The sequence below is a fragment of the Flavobacterium pisciphilum genome, from assembly GCF_020905345.1.
Taxonomy (GTDB): Bacteria; Bacteroidota; Bacteroidia; order Flavobacteriales; family Flavobacteriaceae; genus Flavobacterium; species Flavobacterium pisciphilum.
The window spans coordinates 3303745-3322080 of record NZ_JAJJMO010000001.1 but is presented as its reverse complement, the minus strand read 5'-3'; the positions used below and the strand labels follow the sequence as shown (position 1 = coordinate 3322080).

Annotated in this window: 15 protein-coding genes and 1 tRNA gene; 1 reads left to right on the top strand and 15 read right to left on the bottom strand. The window is 30.2% G+C overall.

The window, feature by feature from the left end; translation table 11 throughout:
- Positions 1 to 170: 170 nt before the first annotated feature.
- From LNQ49_RS14105 to LNQ49_RS14040, 14 genes are all read right to left on the bottom strand, one after another.
- On the bottom strand, positions 171 to 1838 hold the full coding sequence (locus LNQ49_RS14105; RefSeq protein ID WP_229989628.1) for an RNA/DNA-binding domain-containing protein: 1668 nt from the start codon (positions 1836 to 1838) through the stop codon (positions 171 to 173).
- Positions 1839 to 1865: 27 nt separating this feature from the next.
- The gene (locus LNQ49_RS14100) at positions 1866 to 2696 is read right to left on the bottom strand and encodes a hypothetical protein (protein ID WP_229989627.1); all 831 of its coding nucleotides are present in this window, start codon (positions 2694 to 2696) and stop codon (positions 1866 to 1868) included.
- On the bottom strand, positions 2696 to 5395 hold the full coding sequence (locus LNQ49_RS14095) for a class I SAM-dependent DNA methyltransferase (protein ID WP_229989625.1): 2700 nt from the start codon (positions 5393 to 5395) through the stop codon (positions 2696 to 2698). Before LNQ49_RS14095 ends, LNQ49_RS14100 begins: the two co-directional genes overlap by 1 nt.
- A 313-nt stretch (positions 5396 to 5708) precedes the next feature.
- Entirely contained in the window at positions 5709 to 5903 is a 195-nt protein-coding gene (locus LNQ49_RS14090) for a hypothetical protein (protein WP_229989624.1), read from the bottom strand.
- A gap of 37 nt (positions 5904 to 5940) precedes the next feature.
- Positions 5941 to 7197, bottom strand: coding sequence for a DUF5712 family protein (locus tag LNQ49_RS14085; protein WP_229989622.1), 1257 nt, complete (start codon positions 7195 to 7197; stop codon positions 5941 to 5943).
- The gene (locus LNQ49_RS14080) at positions 7197 to 7715 is read right to left on the bottom strand and encodes a BfmA/BtgA family mobilization protein (RefSeq protein ID WP_229989620.1); all 519 of its coding nucleotides are present in this window, start codon (positions 7713 to 7715) and stop codon (positions 7197 to 7199) included. Before LNQ49_RS14080 ends, LNQ49_RS14085 begins: the two co-directional genes overlap by 1 nt.
- Before the next feature lie 209 nt (positions 7716 to 7924).
- Complete coding sequence (locus LNQ49_RS14075; protein ID WP_229989619.1) at positions 7925 to 8773, bottom strand: toprim domain-containing protein; 849 nt, start codon at positions 8771 to 8773, stop codon at positions 7925 to 7927.
- 208 nt (positions 8774 to 8981) lie between these two features.
- Positions 8982 to 10190 (bottom strand): primase-helicase family protein, encoded by a 1209-nt coding sequence (locus LNQ49_RS14070; protein WP_229989618.1) that lies wholly within the window; start codon positions 10188 to 10190, stop codon positions 8982 to 8984.
- Between the two features lie 89 nt (positions 10191 to 10279).
- Positions 10280 to 10567, bottom strand: a complete 288-nt coding sequence (locus LNQ49_RS14065) for a helix-turn-helix transcriptional regulator (protein ID WP_143376224.1) — start codon at positions 10565 to 10567, stop codon at positions 10280 to 10282.
- Positions 10568 to 10659: 92 nt separating this feature from the next.
- On the bottom strand, positions 10660 to 11388 hold the full coding sequence (locus tag LNQ49_RS14060) for a hypothetical protein (protein ID WP_229989617.1): 729 nt from the start codon (positions 11386 to 11388) through the stop codon (positions 10660 to 10662).
- Between the two features lie 167 nt (positions 11389 to 11555).
- Positions 11556 to 11629 (bottom strand) — tRNA-Ile (locus tag LNQ49_RS14055).
- A 146-nt stretch (positions 11630 to 11775) separates the two neighbouring features.
- Positions 11776 to 12177, bottom strand: a complete 402-nt coding sequence (gene mce / locus LNQ49_RS14050; RefSeq protein WP_229991337.1) for a methylmalonyl-CoA epimerase — start codon at positions 12175 to 12177, stop codon at positions 11776 to 11778.
- 35 nt (positions 12178 to 12212) lie between these two features.
- Entirely contained in the window at positions 12213 to 14573 is a 2361-nt protein-coding gene (locus LNQ49_RS14045; RefSeq protein WP_229989616.1) for a hypothetical protein, read from the bottom strand.
- Positions 14533 to 15537 carry a hypothetical protein gene (locus tag LNQ49_RS14040; RefSeq protein WP_229989615.1) on the bottom strand — a complete coding sequence of 335 codons (1005 nt, stop codon included), beginning with the start codon at positions 15535 to 15537 and terminating at the stop codon, positions 14533 to 14535. The genes LNQ49_RS14045 and LNQ49_RS14040 overlap by 41 nt, the downstream gene beginning before the upstream one ends.
- 206 nt (positions 15538 to 15743) lie before the next feature.
- Here LNQ49_RS14040 and LNQ49_RS14035 point away from each other — a divergent pair, with 206 nt between their 5' ends.
- Positions 15744 to 17402 (top strand): Ig-like domain-containing domain, encoded by a 1659-nt coding sequence (locus LNQ49_RS14035; protein WP_229989613.1) that lies wholly within the window; start codon positions 15744 to 15746, stop codon positions 17400 to 17402.
- A 1-nt stretch (position 17403) separates the two neighbouring features.
- Here the strand turns inward: LNQ49_RS14035 and LNQ49_RS14030 are convergent, their stop codons facing one another.
- The gene (locus LNQ49_RS14030) at positions 17404 to 18174 is read right to left on the bottom strand and encodes a nitrilase family protein (RefSeq protein WP_229989611.1); all 771 of its coding nucleotides are present in this window, start codon (positions 18172 to 18174) and stop codon (positions 17404 to 17406) included.
- Positions 18175 to 18336: the final 162 nt, after the last annotated feature.

The window sequence follows — 18336 nt, the reverse complement described above, 5'->3', positions numbered from 1 at the left end:
CTATTATGAGCTTGATTTTTTAATAAAACGGTAGTTTATTTAATAATTTTAAACACTTTAATTAATTAACAAAACACAAGCAATCCATTGATTAACAGTTGTTTACGTTGTATTACTACTGCTTTATTTAATATTTTTATTTAATATTTTTATTTTTTATTTAATATTTTTTATTTAATATTTTTTATCAATACCCACTTGGACTTTATTCTACTACCAATATTCTCAATAGTATTTCCTGCCATTTCTTGAATTAAATTATTGATATAGATTTTTCTCTGCTTTTCATTTTTATAATCTGGAAGGTTAGTAAATAGTATAGAATCAATTTCTTCACGGGTAGCAAAACCGTGGTTTTTTATATGCTGAATAACAAAACCTTTATAAACATCTTTGTCTAATCCTTTGTTTTTAGTGTAATTGGCTTTTTGTCCTGTAAGTTCTGCAAGCGTTGCTGATATATAATAGTTTGGTTTTCTACCTTCAATAAGTTCTTTTTTCTTTAATAGTTTTGCAGCATCATCATTGATGGGTAAATGTTTCTGGATTTTGTCTAAAAGGATTACTTCTGTTAAACTTAAATCATCTTTTTTCTCAATTAGCAGTTTAGAGTAATTCTCATCTATTGTATGTCCATAAATCTCTAAAACTACATTGTCTCTAGATGATTTTGTATAATCTGGTAATGGAAAAAATCTTTTGCGTTGCTCTACATACATTCTGTAAATGCCATAACCCATTGTATCAATCATATTCAGATTAACCATTGCATTGACTAACCAACGATTTCGGTATTTTTTGGGTGTTTTTTCTCCAGTTGTATAATCTTCGGCTGTTCCTTCAAAGAAACCTCCTTCGTTAGAAAAAATCAGTTTATTAACTTGTTCGGTCAATACTATTCGTGAATTATGGCTGTAATCTTGATGTGCAATACAATTATTTAAAGCTTCTAAAATTACTTTTGTATCGTATTTATTCACTTCGGTTGAAAGCAGTTGATTGTCTGGGAAAAACTTATACTTTACGTTTCGTATTCTTTTTAAAATATCGTTAATACTAACAAATAGAGGAATATCAAAATGCTCATAGGCTTTCTCTTCGGTATCCAATTTCCAAGTGATTTGTGCTACTGATGGCGAAATACAATGTGATGCTTCGGGTTTTCCTAAAAGTATTATTGCTGTATTCGTTATTTTTCCTCCAATTGTTATTTTGGCTTTGTCAAGAAATGTTTTTGCATCCCAATCGTCTATTTTATCATAAATGGCTGTACCTGCATTTTTTTCTTTAAACTTGTCTTTAGCTTTTGCAATAGCATCAAGATCTAAATCGTCAATAGTTGCATTGTCAATACAATTTGCAGACCAATCTTCCTCTGAATTGTAAATTGCTTTAACATGCTCCGGATAATTTCTTAAATCAGTTAAGCTACTATCAAATCTGATATATGGTATTTTTTTAAAATGTGTAGGCTCTCCTTTAGCAGCAGGAATTCTAAATATTTCGACATGAAGATTATCATACTGACAAACAAAATGATTGAAACGAACCGAAGGATGTAAATATTGGCGCAAATACAATTCTAGTTCTTGGTTGCCTTCTTTCTTATTTTTAAGTTTAAAAGTTGTTCCTGTAACCTGATGCGTATTATCGTCGATACCAAAAATAAAATAACCAAAAGATTGATTGTTAATACAAGCCGCATTTGATATGGCAGAAATATACTGACCAATTTTGTCGTTGGTAGTTGCAGTGCCTTTTTTAAACTCTACCCATTCGTTTTCTTTGGGTAAAGCTCTCAGCTCGTCTATAAGTTCTACTAATTCTGTGTTTATCATTGTGTATTTTTAGTTTTTTTCTACCTTTTAAGATTTTAATTTACTTATTCTTAAAACAGTATGCAATGTTGCTAAATAATAATAAAAAATCCAGCTGTACCAAATCGCTTTGTTATAATTAGTTTTTTGGTCAGCATTGTGATGTCTTATGCCAAAATTATTAGCAATACTGAAAATGTCATTTTCATCTTTCTTATCCAAATGTTTTTTTATTTCAGGTCTTATAAATTCTAGTACATCGGCCAATTCTCTAATAGCTTCTTTTCTATCATCTAATGTAGATTTAGCTTTCCTAAACTTTAGTATTGCAGCATTCATTTTATTAGAAATATTATCGACATCATTTGTTGGAATATCAGCTTCAAACAAATTAGTTAGCCCATTATCGGACAAAATTAAGATCTCTCCGTTTTCTGAAATTTCAAATCCATCTTTATAGTCGACTAAAATAATATTCATCGTATTTCTGAAATGTAGTTGTCCATCTAGTTTACTATAAGATTCATAATGATATCTGCCACATCCAAATCTACTTTCATCACAATAATTACCATTGTGACCTTTTGAACAATGGTCGTATAAAAATTCTAAAACATCAAAAAAATCTTCTTCAGTATAATTGTAAAGAGAAGCTGATATTGGAAATAAATTTTTTTTTCGTGTTTTCAGGAAAATATAATCGCTAAAATGATTACTCACTTTTCCTTGTATATGATCGTTATTACACCAAAACCCAATATACTCTTGAAAGTATCCCTCTTTATTAAGAATATTATAATTACTCAAAAAAAGGTCTTTTAACATTTCAAAATCAATTTTACCGTCCCCTGTACGAACAGAATAATATTCTCTTTTCATTAATCCTTCACTTGTTTTACTTTCTTTTCTTTCGAAAACAACATATCTTTTTCTTTTTTCTCTGCAATCATTTTTTCGTATAATTTGAAAAGATATTCCAATCGTTCTTCATCACTCTCAAAATCTTTGCTACGATAGCAACGTTCTACTGCCAAATCATTTAAACGGTGTGCTTCACGCAAACCTTCTGGCATTTTTTCTGGGTCGTACAATTGTGCCAAGGTCTTCTCAGAATGGTTTTCTCTTTCTTCTAGAATTCTGAAAACGCATTGTGTTAGTTCTTCTTTTTGGGCTTCAGAAATTGGAGGAAATGGAAAAGTATTATAACTAAGGGTATTTGAATACTGGTAATCATTCCTCATTCTTGAGCTTGTAATACTCAACCATAACATGTGCATTATTGAAGTTAGTATTCCAAAAATGAATGGTTGGGAATCATAAACTACTTGACCTTTGTTACTAATTACCGTATTACTATCTAGAAATCCAATTGGTACATATTTTCTTCTACTTGAAGAAATTACAGGAAAGATGATAGAAGGTGAGTCTTTATGCTTGTTTTCGTCAAATTTATGAGAAGTTGCAGATTTTTTTCTTGTTGCTTCTTTTTTACTGTTTAATCTGAATATTTTACAATTCTCTATACGTTCTTTGATTGGCAATATTTTTTCGGCGACTTCTCTAAGATCATCTGAAATCCAAAGACACCATCTTTTTTTGTCATTTATAAAATCATCTGCCCCCATATACTCTTTTATAAATTGTTGTGATTCAGGGTGTTTTGCGAGTAGATTATTTTTTTCTTCTTCTGATAGTAATAGATTCCCATTATCTGTTGGCTGGCTTCCACGTACCATCAATGGAATTTTAGAAATTGGTTTATTTCTAGGAAAAACACAAAGCGGACTTCCTGCCACAAGGTATGGGCTTATACTTTTAACAGAAAGAATGTTTTTATCATTAAATAGTTTTCGTTCTTTTATCAAACTTGAAGGGGCAACTCCAACAATTACACAAGTAACACCTGCTTTGTCTTTAGCGTTATTAGCCCAATTAAAAGATCTATATGCGAAATTAATTTCTTGATTTTTATTAAATATAAAAGGCCAAATAATTGAAACTTGCTCACCTTGACAAATCGAGTTTGTCGAAACAAAAGCGAATTTTCCATTTATTGCTCTAAAATAATCTGAAGCAGTTTTAAACCAACATGCGATGTAATCCAGCTTTGCATAGTTTTCAAATGCTGAGAATACAAACTTCATATCTTCCTTTTGTTGTTCATTTTGATTTTTCGAACCCAAGAATGGTGGATTACCCATAATGTAAACTTCATCACTTTCATTTTTCGGGCAAACTATTTCCCAATCTACTCTTGTAGCGTTTCCGTGAATGATCGAACCTGTTTGTTGCAATGGTAGTGCCGGTTTTGTCCTACCAAAAGCCTTAAAAAATTCCTGATTCATTTGATGTTCAGCTAACCAAAGCGAGAGTATGGCAATTTCGTGAGCAAAATCGTCAATCTCTATACCATAAAAATTATTTAAGCTTATACCTGAATATTGGGTCGTATAGGTTTTGTTTACAGTATCTATTTCCTTAAAGATTACCATTTCCAATTTTCGTAATTCTTTGTAGGCAATAATCAGAAAATTTCCACTACCGCAAGCAGGATCAAATAGTTTGATGTTCCATATTCTTTTTAGTAATGCTTCGAGCTTGTTTTTATTGCTTTTGGCATTTTCAAATTCGGTATATAAGTCATTCAAGAACAAAGGCTCTATTACTTTCATAATATTAGGGACACTGGTGTAGTGCTGTCCTAAGCTTCCTCGTTGATCTACTGAAATAACAGCTTGAAACATCGAGCCAAAAATATCGGGATTTATGGCTTCCCAATTTTGCTCACCACTATTCAAAACAGCTTGTCGGCTTCGGGTTGTGAAAACGGGAGCTTTGTGCTTGTTTTGAAATAAACCACCGTTTACATATGGAAATGCATCCAAATAAACAGGCAGATTATTTCTAACATTTGATGGGGTATTCATTACCTCAAACATTTTATCGAGATAGTCGCTTAAATCGCTACCATCTGTTTGTGTGTGGTTTTGAATGGAATGAGTAAACAAATTCTTTTCAAAAATCCCTGTATCTTCAGCAAAATAACAAAATAACAAGCGGGAAAGAAATACATTCAATCCGTGAATAAATTCAGGAGAATTATCGGGATTATCTTTTTTAATTTCGTCAAAAAGCTTTGCCATTTTTTCAGCCGCTTTTACATCAGCCGGATTCTCGTTTTGGTGTTGTGCTTTTTCCATACCTGCCCAGGGCAAAAAGAAATCAAAGTGCTTGGGTAACAATATAAAATCGATGTCTAAACTATCGTTTGTTTTTGTATCTATTGCCAACAAAGTTTTGAAATCGGTAACGATAACGAAACGTTGCTCTTGTTTCAACGCGCTTTTTATCTCTGATATGGCTTGATGTAAATCTTGATCAAAGACTTGTTTGAAAAATACTTTTTTCTTCCACGATATTTCTCCTTCTATTTTTGAAAGATTTAAATTCCCTTTTTGCAATCGTGTTATGGAAGCTTTTGGCGAACCATAAGCCAAGAGTAACTCAAAAATAAAAGTTTCTTTATTGAAATCCAGAATCAAGTCTTGAAGATTCTGTTCTATTTGGGCAATGTTCATAAGTACATTATGTTACAATTTTGAGGAATGCGGTTTAGATTGAAACCTGATATTTTAATTGCTAAGATATTAAAAAATACCCCAAAAGGAATGTAGTTTATCTGATACTTATATTTATTCTGACACACTTAATTATAAAACCAATACATCCTTTAGTAATAGATGAGAAATTATGAATTTAAATCACTGAAATGAGAAAAACCCCGCAATAATAGCGAGGCTCTTCCGTCTTATGAAAACAATTTTGTATTATTTCTTATTTTCATCATGGATTTTGAATTAAAAATTAGTTTTATTCCAAAATTGTCGTTTACTAATCTGGTTCATCTTGCTCAAAGCTCAATAACCCGTCTTCAATAACCAAATTGTGCAGTTCATCCATCAACTTCTCCACTATAATATTCATATGAGAAACCTCTTCTTTGTTTAGTTTTGATAATTTATGATGAAGAGTCATATTTCTATCCTGATAAGGAAAGAAATTAGTCCAGAACTGGATAATTCCCATATTTTTGATTTCTTATATTGTTGTATTTTATATTAAATCATCTTTTTATGGCTCTCTTTCTTTTTCTTTTTAGCAATTCATCATCAACACGTGGATCGATTTCAAAGGAAGGAGATAATAAAATAGATGCTAATTTTTCGGTGTTAATCTGCCAATCTGCCAATGACTGCTCAGTTTGTTTCATTTGATTGTCTATTTTATTATCAGCACTAAATAATTCATGGAGTTTTAAGTTTTGATCAACTTCACCCTCTTTGAAATCTATACCTGATTGTTCATGAAAGAAGTGATTCTCCTGGATAAAACCTCCTTTATTTATTATTGGTAAAACTTGAATAGCAAATTTTATCATTCGCTCTTGATACTCTTTTAAATTCTTTGGTTTTATCATCAAAACATTGAAATGAGCATTCACAATTTGTTTTTTTATATCACCAATATTAATCGATTCTAGTTCTATTTTTTTATTGATTTCATGTTTGTCCTGAGGGCTTCCATTTTTTAAAATATTTTGATTTTGAAATTTTTCCAGTTCTTTTCTTTTATAATTAAAATGTTCGTCAAAAATTTTTTCGTTCGAATTAATCCATTTAACTCTATCAAATCCTACTTGATATTCGTTATTACCAATTTTTCTATTGGTATGTTTTTCATTACAAGTCGGACTTAATTTTAATTGTTGAGTTTTGTCTTTTCTGGAAACAATTATGTGAATATGAGATTGCAATCCTTTTTTATACTGTCCAGAAATTTCCTTTCCGTCAACAACCTCTTTATCTGTACCCTTAAATTTCCTAAAATGTTCAATTTTACCAAAATAAACTAAATCAGCTCCCGTTTTTATTCCTTTGTCTTGACGATTAAAATTCAAAGCATAGTTATCCATCGCTTTGCGACCATACTCTCTAATAAGGTTATTAAATTGCTCTAATTCGGATGAATTTAATTCTAAAACACTTGTTACTTCTCTTTTACCAGTGGCTAGAAAAGCAATATGACTCAACTCATTCTCGCTGAAGCTAATTGTAGGAGCAAAATATTTAGCATCATTTGCTCCTAATTTTCTTTTATTATTATCGATAGAACTAATAACATCTATCGTGCTGATATTAATCTCTGAAGCTGTAAAGAAACCTTGCTTCATGTTTTCTAGCTTAAATATTTCATTCATTAAGGAAGACTTTTTGATGAGTTTATCTAATTCTTCATTTTCCTTTTCTAAGTAAATTGCCAAATTGGAACAACTTCCTTTGTTGTCAGCTCCAAGTGTACTATGTGGTTTAGATATTGGCATTATGAAAAAAGAGATTTAATTTTACTCAAAGTGCCAGATTTATTTTTATCGTCTAATAGTTGACAAAGAAGTAAAATGGCTTGTCGGTTTTTTTGTAATTCAGCAACTACCATTTTAACTCTTTCTACATCATTGCTATTTATTTTATTCAGATTCTCAAAATGAGCTTTTTTTATTTCAGTAGTTCGTTCTGAATGTTGTTCTAAGAGTTTATTGATTGAAATAATTAATTTTGATATTTCTTCCTTTTGAGCATTTTGATAATTAAAAATATCTTGTCTTAATGGTTTCAAAATATCTCTTTCTTGAACTTTTAAAAAAGAGACTATTCTTTTATCTAAAGCAGCAACCATTAAAGATGGATCTTTGTTTACAGCATCTTTAGGGTCGATACCAGTTTTCTTGAAATAATAAATCATTTCTTGTATAAGAGCCCCTAAGTTCATTCGCAGACTTTCAGATAATTTTCCAAGTTCTGTATGAGCTTTTTCATCTATAATAATACTTTTTTTAGTCATAATTATAATTTTTAATACTGTTAATCAATGAGTTAAGCCTCTAATTATATTTAAATTATAAAATCTTATAAACTTCATTCTTAAAGAAAGCCTTATTTTCAAGGCTCTAGCCTCGCAGAGCAAGTAGGATAGGGGTTTTTCCGCCCCTGTCCTACTTGCTACTCTTTCAGAGACATTTAGATTGCGCTATTTTATAGATTTCTAATATTTTAGACATATCTTTTGCATAAAAATTCATTTAAATCTTTGCATTCTGAATAAGTTACTCTACCATCTTTGGCTCCTGGAAATTGAGCTGAAATCAATTTAGTGTATCTGTCTCCAGCTTCATCATTATCAAGAAACAATTCAATTATTTTATAATTTTCTAGAATAGAAGTATTCTTTTCAAGTAATGTTACAGAGTTTAAAATCAAAGAATCTGATTCCTCCATTGGTAGATTATTCCAAATTTGCTGAAACGACAAATAGTCAAAAAAACCTTCATAAACCCTAAGTATTTGTGAATTATTGTTAATCAAAGTTATATCTTTCTTTTTCAAACAAATTTTCGCATACTTGGATCTTATTTCCCAACCTTGACTATTATTTTGGAATCCAATACCGAAGTATTTTTTATCATTGATGATATAGTGTACTTCTTTTAGCTGTTCAATATTTTTATAAAATTTTATATGTCTACTCTCCAGATATTGTAATAAAGCAAAATGTTGGATTGGAATTATTTTTTCAATTTGATTAGCATCACTTTCTTTAATTGGAATTTCAGAAATTTGCTTTTGAAAAGAAAAAAGAGTGTCAAATTTTTCTAAGTAGCGCAAAGCTTCTGTAACATTAAATCCAAACTTTTGAATTACAAAATCTATTACGTTTCCTCCCACTTGTTCCCCATGGTCAAACCATCTGTTAATTTTTCTATTGAGTTTAAATGAAGCTGTTTTTTCAATCCTAAATGGAGACAGGTACCAACTTTCGGTTTCATTACATTTAGTGGGTTCACAACCTAAATTTTGAAGAACTTTTTCTATTGGTATTTCTCTTGCTTGTGTTGTATTCATTTCAATATTTTTTGGCGGTTTAAAAAATTAAAAAAAAATGATGAATTGATGACAAAGTACAATCAGCCCAATAATAACAGCGTTTTACACGTCATCATTTTGTCATCATGTCATCACTTTTAAAATTCAGTCATCATTTTTTATCATCATTTTATTTTTTGATGACAAAGTGATGACAAAAAAAAGCCTTACTGTTGTTGACTTAATTCTACATTGTCATCAATTCATCATTATAATCAGATAAAAAATCTCTAGTGATCGAATAATAACGACCTTTTGTTAAGTTTTGATAAAAATCAAGGTCGTTTGTGATGCTTACTTTTTGATACTGGTTTGAATTTTTTGCTTGCTCTAGCTTCCAATTTTTACGTATAATATTTTTTATTTCAGCAGCATCATATCTAATCTTAAACTTGTTTAAAATGTTTAATAAGTCGGAGAAGCTAAAATCTAAATTTTCAATGTCCAAACTTTCCATTGTATTCAATAAAACATTGACTAATTCTCTTTCAATTTGATTTGAATTATACCTGACTAATTTTAACAAAGCTTTTGTTTTAATCTGATTTGGAGTAAACCACATTCGTGATTGATTTTCAGTAGATAGTTTTCTATTGATTAAAAAATGTAAAAATGCTGGAATTTCATCGGTTAGTTTTTGTAAAATATCAACATCCTCTTTTTGAAATTTATTAACCTTTATTACCCAAAAACGGATTTCGTCCGCATCAATTTTAATAAATGAGGTTTCGTTGTTTGAACACAAAACGAATTTTCCAAAAAAGGATGCTTCTTTTTTATCTTTCCCTTTTGCTTCTGTTTTATGAGTGTTAGTGGTAGATAGGTATTTTATTCGCTCGGTTAGTTCATCTGTCTTAAATAGTACTTCATCAATACAAATTAAAAGTTTGGAACTCCAATCAGCGTTAAAATTTGAGGTGAAATCACTATTGGTCAGAAAAGTGAGGTTGTATTCAAATATTTCTTTAAGCCATTTTAAGAAAGTAGACTTACCTGTATTACGTTCTTTACTCACTAAACATAAAATTGGAAGAATTTGAGTTGGCCTTAAATAAATCAATTGTAGATAGTCAATTCCTAATTCCAATTGCTCTCCAAAAATATGAGTTAAAAAACTAAGGGTATTTTCTATTTCTCCTTCGCAAGGCGATTTACTTATTTGATGATAAGTATTATAATAATCCTCAATTCTTTTTAAAAAAAATTCAGGGCGGTTCTCAGGAATACAAATGAAACCATCATATCTTTCAATTTCTGAAAGAACATTTTTACCATGATCTTGCCTTATCAATTCCGGAGACCATATAACCAAAATTTCCACAAAATCACCCGAAGATAAAGGGTACAGGGATTTCTTAAAATAGGAAGTTCCTATTCGTAAATATTTCTCTTTCATTTTGTACAATGTTTTTTATTGTATACTTGGAGGATACAACATAATTAGAGTTAAAATAAAGCGTTGCAATTTGTTGGAATGGAATGCTTTTATTTTTTTAACTGCTTGGAAAATTTAGACAAAACTTCCTCATCTGAATAGACTTTGTGCTTTCTAATCCATTCAACTATTTCAACTCGATCGAAGAATAAAGCTCCGTTGGTTGGCTTGTTATGAGGGATTAATTTTTTAGCAGATAATTTGTGAATCGTACTATCGGAAAAGCCTGTATAGTTCATGAGATCTTTAATAGTAAAAATCTCTTTTTGGAACTGATTACCTTTTGTAATCATCATTTTAATTTCATTTAACTGTTCAATAATTTTTTGTGGGTTCATAATTTTTGTTTTAGAATTATGAGGCTAAACTATTGGAATGAAACTAAATGAAACGTGGAATTGCGACTTGGTCGCATAATAATTCGAAGAATTTACATTTTTTGAACACTTTCGTATGCCTTTTTTTGACAAAGGGTAACGGTTATTCTATTCTTATCGGATAATGATTTTTCATTTACAGGGATATATTTACCTGCTTTCTTATATTGTAACAGAGAAGCTATACTTTTTTTAGGAATTACACGGTTTGAATCTAATTTTATCAAGAAAGGAATCATAAATTCATTGATAAAACCGTGTGTTTCCTGAGCACTAATTTCTAATTTAAAAAAATAATTGTTCTTAGAGTTTTTTAAGCAATTAGCAATAAAACTTTGAAAGTCAATTAATAATGTGTCATCGTTAAATAGTTCAATCTTTTTAAATTCAATATAATAGTAATTTATTGCCTCTTTATTAGCCTCAATTAAATCAGCTACTTTTTTTTCAGATATATTGTTTGAAGACTTTGATGTATTTTGAAACTGAGATAAATTACTATTAGACTTTTCTCTATTATATCGATTAAAAATATTATCACCTTTTAAAAAATACATAGATGATACCGTAAGTAAAAATGAAAAAACTACTCCTAAAATTAGAAGTATTAAATGGAATAAAATAAAATTACCATTGTATAACTGAAAAGTACTTAGAATAACTACCGAAATAGGTAATACCGGGGCTAAAATAAGTGAAACCTTTTTGGAAGCTATTTTAGCATTTACCTTTTGTACTTGTTGATGGAGAAAGAAAAATATTTTTTCAATTATTCTTGCCATAACGCTAATTATTTTTTAATTGAAAAGTAAAAATACTAAAAAACACAGCTAATTGAAACAGAATGAAAAGTTTACTATCTTTACGAGGTCAGCAATTTGTTATACATATATTGTACTGATGAAAACAAAAAAGCCCTTACATTGCTGTAAAGGCTTGATTTTAATAGTGGTCCCACCTGGGCTCGAACCAGGGACCACCTGATTATGAGTCAGGTGCTCTAACCAGCTGAGCTATAGGACCGGTTTTGAGGTTGCAATATTACCACTATTTTTCGTTTGTAGCAAATATTTAGACATGATTTTTACGTTAATTTCATTAATTAATTCAACTAAAATTAAAACTAACTGATTTTTAAGTAACTAATTCTCTCATTAACCACTTAAAAATTATTTAATTTCTTGACACAACTCTATCAAAACCCCATTTGTGCTTTTAGGATGCAAGAAAACAACGAGTTTATTATCGGCTCCCTTTTTAGGAATTTCGTTTAAAACTACAAAACCTTCACTTTTGAGACGCTCTACTTCAGCAACGATATCTGTTACATCAAATGCTATATGATGAATTCCTTCTCCTTTTTTCTCAAGAAACTTAGCAATAGGACTATCTGGACTAGTTGCTGCCAAAAGCTCTATTTTATTTGGTCCGTTTTGAAAAAACGAAGTGACAACCCCCTCACTTTCCACTGCTTCAGATTTATAAGCAGAAACCCCTAGAAGTTTTTCAAACAAAAGGTTCGAAACTTCTAAATCTTTAACTGCAATTCCTATATGTTCTATTTTATTCATCATCCCAATTTGATTTTTTAAATAATAAATTCAATTTACTGATTAACATACGTATTAAAATACCCACATTCAGCAATAACATCCTGATAATACTTTGTGTCCGAATAATCTTTTTTCAACGTTTTAAAACCATTCCACGCTAAAAAATTCACCTTATCATCAGTAGCACTCCACCAATTTTCTACCGAAATATACTTCTTATTATAATATTCATTTCGCTCACATTTAGCCAACATATAAATACATTTTGCTTTTTGCTCTTTTGTAGTAGCAGCCTCTAATGCTTTTTGATAATACATTTTAGGAAGCGAACAATTTGTTATCATTTTTTTCATAGAACCTCTAAATGAATACGGACTTGAACCATACCCAACGATACCAATTTCATAAAAACTTCTTCCATTTCCAAAATGAGTAATATTATAAAATGCATTTCCCAACAACAAACTATTTGTATACACATCTTCATTGCTAGCCAATTTGTCCTGCATGGTTTTTATCGTCGTCAAGAAATCTATCTGAGAATATTTCTTTTTCTGGAATGCAGCATGATCACAATCATGGCAATCTTTAATACTTCCATTAAATGGGTTTCCGTAAAAAACTGCATTTTGCAATGTATCTGTTTGCTTCATAAAAGCTATTGCTTCTGGAATTTTATTCTGATATGTAGCCTGTATAGCCTGAAAATTATTGATATTATTCAAATTCAAGTTATAAATACCAGCTCCTATCTTTTCTATTTCCGTTTTATCCGGTTTAGCCAAAAACTCTTTCATTCCTAACAAATCCTTTTCGACATCATAAAAAGAGTTCCCTTCTCCCCAATAGCCATAACTATAAGCTGAATTATTAGTAAATAACTCCGCCATTACATAGTTCTTCTGCTCTTTATAAAGAGTTGCCAAATACATTTTACTCCAACTAGAAGCATTTTCATAGCGAAAATCACCTACATTTCGTTTCGGAAGCTCTTTATACAGCCAATTCAAGTCTTTAAGAATCGTCTTTTCATTATTCGAATTTAACTTCTCAATCTTACTCATATTATTCACAAATCGAAGTAATCTAAGCTGATTATTTGCCAATTCCGTTTTAGGCATTGTCTTTTCAGCTTTAGCAAAATTCTCATCTGCTTTAACAAAATCACTTTTTAGCGTTTGTAAATACCCCAAAGCAATATCCCATAAATAAGGTTTCTCTGTATTTCCCGCCACAGCAATTTTTGACACTAAATCGAATGCTTTTGTATCTATTTTGCTTTTATTTGTCTCTTTATTTTCTGCAACTGTCTGTTTTTTTGATGGCTGATTATCATTAAGACTTACTTCAAACGAATTATTTATACCTTGCTCTTGCTGATTAACCAACCTAGTAAGCAAATAGTTTAAATGTTCGCTTTTAGGATCTAATTCATAAATTTTCCCGATTGCCTGCACCTCATCCTTATAATATCCATGAATTGCCCAAAGTGCTGCTTTTTCTTTGTTATTTTTAGCCATTGCCAACGACTTATTCCAATCACTTTCATCTTTAGGTCGAAAACTATAAGCAGTAACAACCCTCATTTCAGGACATTTATCAAATACCTGCGCATATAAATAGTTAGACACTGAATATTTACCTTGTTGATAATTTATCCCGGCCACATACGAAAGCGCTCGATAATACAACACATTTTTTGGAACCGACGCTGATGTTTTATTAAAAAATGCAATTGCTTTTTGTTGATTGCTACTATAAAAATAAGCTTTCATAGTAAGAAACCAATACCTGTTTTTTAAGAACGGATCTGACATCGTGTTATATACATTTTCGATAGACTGAATCACTTTCAAATCCTTAAAAGTTTTAGCAACAACAGGCTCATAGCTCCAATAATTCTCTCCAACTGATACTGTTTCTATTTTTTGTGCCAAATACAAAAATTCGACAAAAGCCTTTATTTTATCATCTTTCAAATTCATTTTCTTACCCCATTTTAAAGAGGCCTGATTATTTTTCTTGGTCTTGAAAAACACATGAAGCTGAGTGATTTCATCCTTGTATTTTGAAGTTTTATCACTATCATAAGAATACCTTGGCGTCTCATCACCAATTAAAAAATAATTTACCGTTGTAGTATCAGCTTTCGTTTTTAAATATACACTCCAATCTGATTTGATATTATTATTAAATCTAGAATTATGTTCGGTATCGAACCCAATTCCATAAAAAACCTCTCCAGACAAAAACAATGGTCTATACGATTTCTCCACAAAAGTTTCTGGAGTAAAATTTGAACTATATCCCATACCCCAATCATCGCCACCACCGCAAGCATAGATTATACCATAAGCAAATAATAAAACACCACTAGAAACAAGAAAGAACTTGTTTAAAAATATTTTTTTCATAATTTATTAAATTGAATTCATCTAAGTCGTAAAAAATAATCTCTTTAGGATATTGAGCTGTATTCTCCTCTAAATCGGAAGCCATTTCCAGCAAATCATCTTTAGATATTGCCTCTACTTTTAAAACATCATTTTGTTTATAAAAAGAGTCTTTTTTATAATTTGAATACTTTACAGCAAAATAATTCTTTTGCTTTTGCACAAAATTAGTGTCATTCTGCAACTCTCTTATGTCTATTTTACTTTTTACCCCTATTACTTTATTATTTCGAATATGAATCACCCATGAATAAATAGGCAATGCAAAATCAAGTGGTAATGGATATTTTTTTAAACTTTTTATATATCGCTGTGCTATTCTTCTATCATAAATAGAATTAAGTGAATCAGGAGCAATTGTCCCCATATTATAATACATCAACACTCCGGAATCAACATTAGGAATTTTGGTTTTTTCAAAATATTTAACCTGATGCAATCGTATTGTAGCCGAAAGTTTTTTATGAGAAATCCTCTTAAATGATTCAATGAATTTTAAATAATTCGATTTGCTTGCCAAGGTCCAATCACAATCGATTTGAATTTCTTGACAAGAAATTCCATTCTTACTATTTACTAATTCGATAAAATCAAATGTTTTTTTAGCCAAACTTTCTACATCAATTCCTTTCTTCAACATCACTTTATTTTTGATGTATACTACAGGAACAATCTCTAAGTTTTGTGTTTTACTTTCGAAATGAATTGGGCTTAACGGAAATGGCTCTTGCGTTTTAGGATGCAAATCAATATCAAAATATCGAATATAAATCTTACTGACCTCATTTTGCTGCAACACCTGTTTTTCTTCTGCAGACAATTTAAAAACAGTTTTCCAATAATAAAAAGCGGCAACTGGCTTTTCTTGCTTATTACATGAAATCAATAGCAAAAACAAAACACCAAAAATAACACGAAGTTTCAAAATATTCTAAATTAGATTCTCAGTCAAATGTAAGAATACATTTTATTTTATTAATAAAATTAGGTATGTTTTTCTATAAACAGACAAAAAACAAAGCGTACCTCTTTATATTTTCAAACAGAACAATAACTCCTAATAATTCGATAAAAAATTTCAATTAAAGCAAATATAATTGTTATTTTGTGGATTCAAAATCAAAACTCATTATGTTGAAGAGCAACTCAAAATATATTTTCTTTTTATTGACCTTATTTATGGTAAGTTGCGCCAAGCGCGGAAGCATAACTGGCGGATTAAAAGACACCATTGCTCCTACTCTACAATCTAGCATTCCTGAGAATTTCAGCACTGAATTTAAAGGAAACACTATAAAATTAACCTTTGATGAGTACGTGAAATTAAAAAATGCAAATAAGCAATTGATTATTTCACCACCAATGAAACACGAGCCTCTTATAACTCCTACTACAGCAAGTAAATTCATCAACATCAAGATAATTGATACTTTACAACCCAATACTACTTATAGTTTCAATTTTGGACAAAGTATTACCGATAATAATGAAGGAAACCCATACAACCAATTTAAATATATATTCTCTACAGGAACTTATATTGATTCTTTAGCTATAGGCGGAAAAATAAAAGACGCATATGATAAAGAAGCTGATTCGTTTGTATCTGTAATGCTCTACGAAGTAAACGACACCTATAAGGATTCTGTTATTTATAAAGAAAGCCCACGATATATCACCAATACATTAGACAGTTTAAAAACGTTTAGATTAGAAAATTTAAAAGCTGGGAAATATCTTTTAGTTGCATTAAAAGACAAAGGAAACAACAATAAATTCAACCCTAAAGACGACAAAATTGGTTTCATAAAACATCCTATTACAATTCCTAATGACACTATTTATGAATTGGAATTATTCAAAGAAGTACTTCCTTTAAAAACGCACAAACCTGCTCAAGTTTCAGGAAACAGATTAGTTGTAGGATACGATGGTAAGCAAAACTTCAAGAACTCAAAACCTAAGATTGTCTTGAAAAACAACACCGAAGTTCTATCTTCAATTGTTACACAATTCCCTAAAAAGGACTCCTTACAAATATGGTATAAACCTTTAAAAGCTGACTCCCTATCAATCGAAATAAACAAAGACAGCTACAAAAAGAATTACACTTTTAAAATAAAAGACCAGAAAAAAGACACTTTGCGTATTAGCGCACTACAAAATGGAATCATACATTTTAGAGATCGATTTACATTAGAAAGCGCAACTCCCTTAGTACGTTTTGATGAATCAAAAATAAAACTAATAAACAAAGATTCCATTGCTGTTCCTTACAAGATAGAATACGATGATTTTAATCAACAACTATTTTTAGACTTTAAAAAAGAACCCGCAGAAAAGTATGCATTCACTCTTTTACCTGGTGCATTGAATGATTTTTATGAAAAAACGAATGACACTCTAAAATACAATCTAAGCACAAGAAATACTGCCGACTACGGAAATTTAACTCTTAATTTACAGAATGTAAAACGCTTTCCTGTAATCATAGAGCTAACAGATAAAAAAGGAGAAAAAGTTTTTGCTAGCGAATATACCGAAGGCAATACAAAAATTGAGTTCAACCTCTTAGAACCAACATTATTTACACTTCGTGCTATTTACGACGACAATAAAAACAAACAATACGACCCAGGAAATTTTCTAGAAAAAAGATATTCCGAAGAGGTAATTTATTTCTCAAAAGAAGTTGATGTTCGAGCCAACTGGGATGTTGAACAAGTTTTCGACTTAAGCATTCCCTATACTCCTGAGCCCGAAAAAAAGAAAACTGATAAAAAGAAATAATTTATAACCCTTCAATTACAAAACGATCCTTATCATTTAGGAAATCAAGTTTTTTTCTGGTTTCATACATTATCTCTTTATCCAATTCAACAATAAAAACACCTTCTGCTTCTTGGGGTTTAATTAGATATTCTCCTAAAAAATCAATGGCTTGCGAATGTCCAATGTGTTCGTATTGATGATAATCAAGACCCACTCTATTTACTCCTATCGAATAACATACGTTTTCAATAGCGCGTGCTTTTAGCAATGTATCCCAAGCATTAGTTCTTATTTTAGGCCAATTGGCTACATATAAAACTAAATCGTAAGCCTCAGTATTTCTAGAAAAAACAGGAAATCTAAGATCATAACAAATAAGTGGGCAAATTTTCCAACCTAGATAATCTACAATTAACTTCTGTGTTCCTTTAGTATACACTTTATCTTCACCTGCAAGGGTAAACAAATGACGTTTATCATAATGCTGTAATTCTCCCGAAGGAAAAACAAACAATAATCTATTATAAAAATTTCCATTCTCTTCAATTACTAAACTCCCAGTAATTGCTGTTTTTTTAGCCTTAGCTAATGACCTAATCCACAAAACGGTTTCCCCATTCATAGTTTCGGCTACTTGAGAAGGATTCATCGTAAATCCTGTAGAAAACATTTCAGGCAATACAATCAAATCAACAGCTTCGTTAATTTCATTGATTTCACGCTCAAAATGATTTCGATTTTTCTCAGGGTTTTCCCAATGAAGGGCAGATTGAATTAGTGCTATTTTCATATTATAAAAATACTCTTTTTAAGATTAATTTTTTTATCAAACTCAAATTTAAAAATTATCCTTTTAAAAAAAACACCCAACTCAACAAACATCAGTCTTTTGGGAATAAAAAAACATTATGCAAAAAAAATGTGCAATATTTTTGCATATTTAATGCAAAAA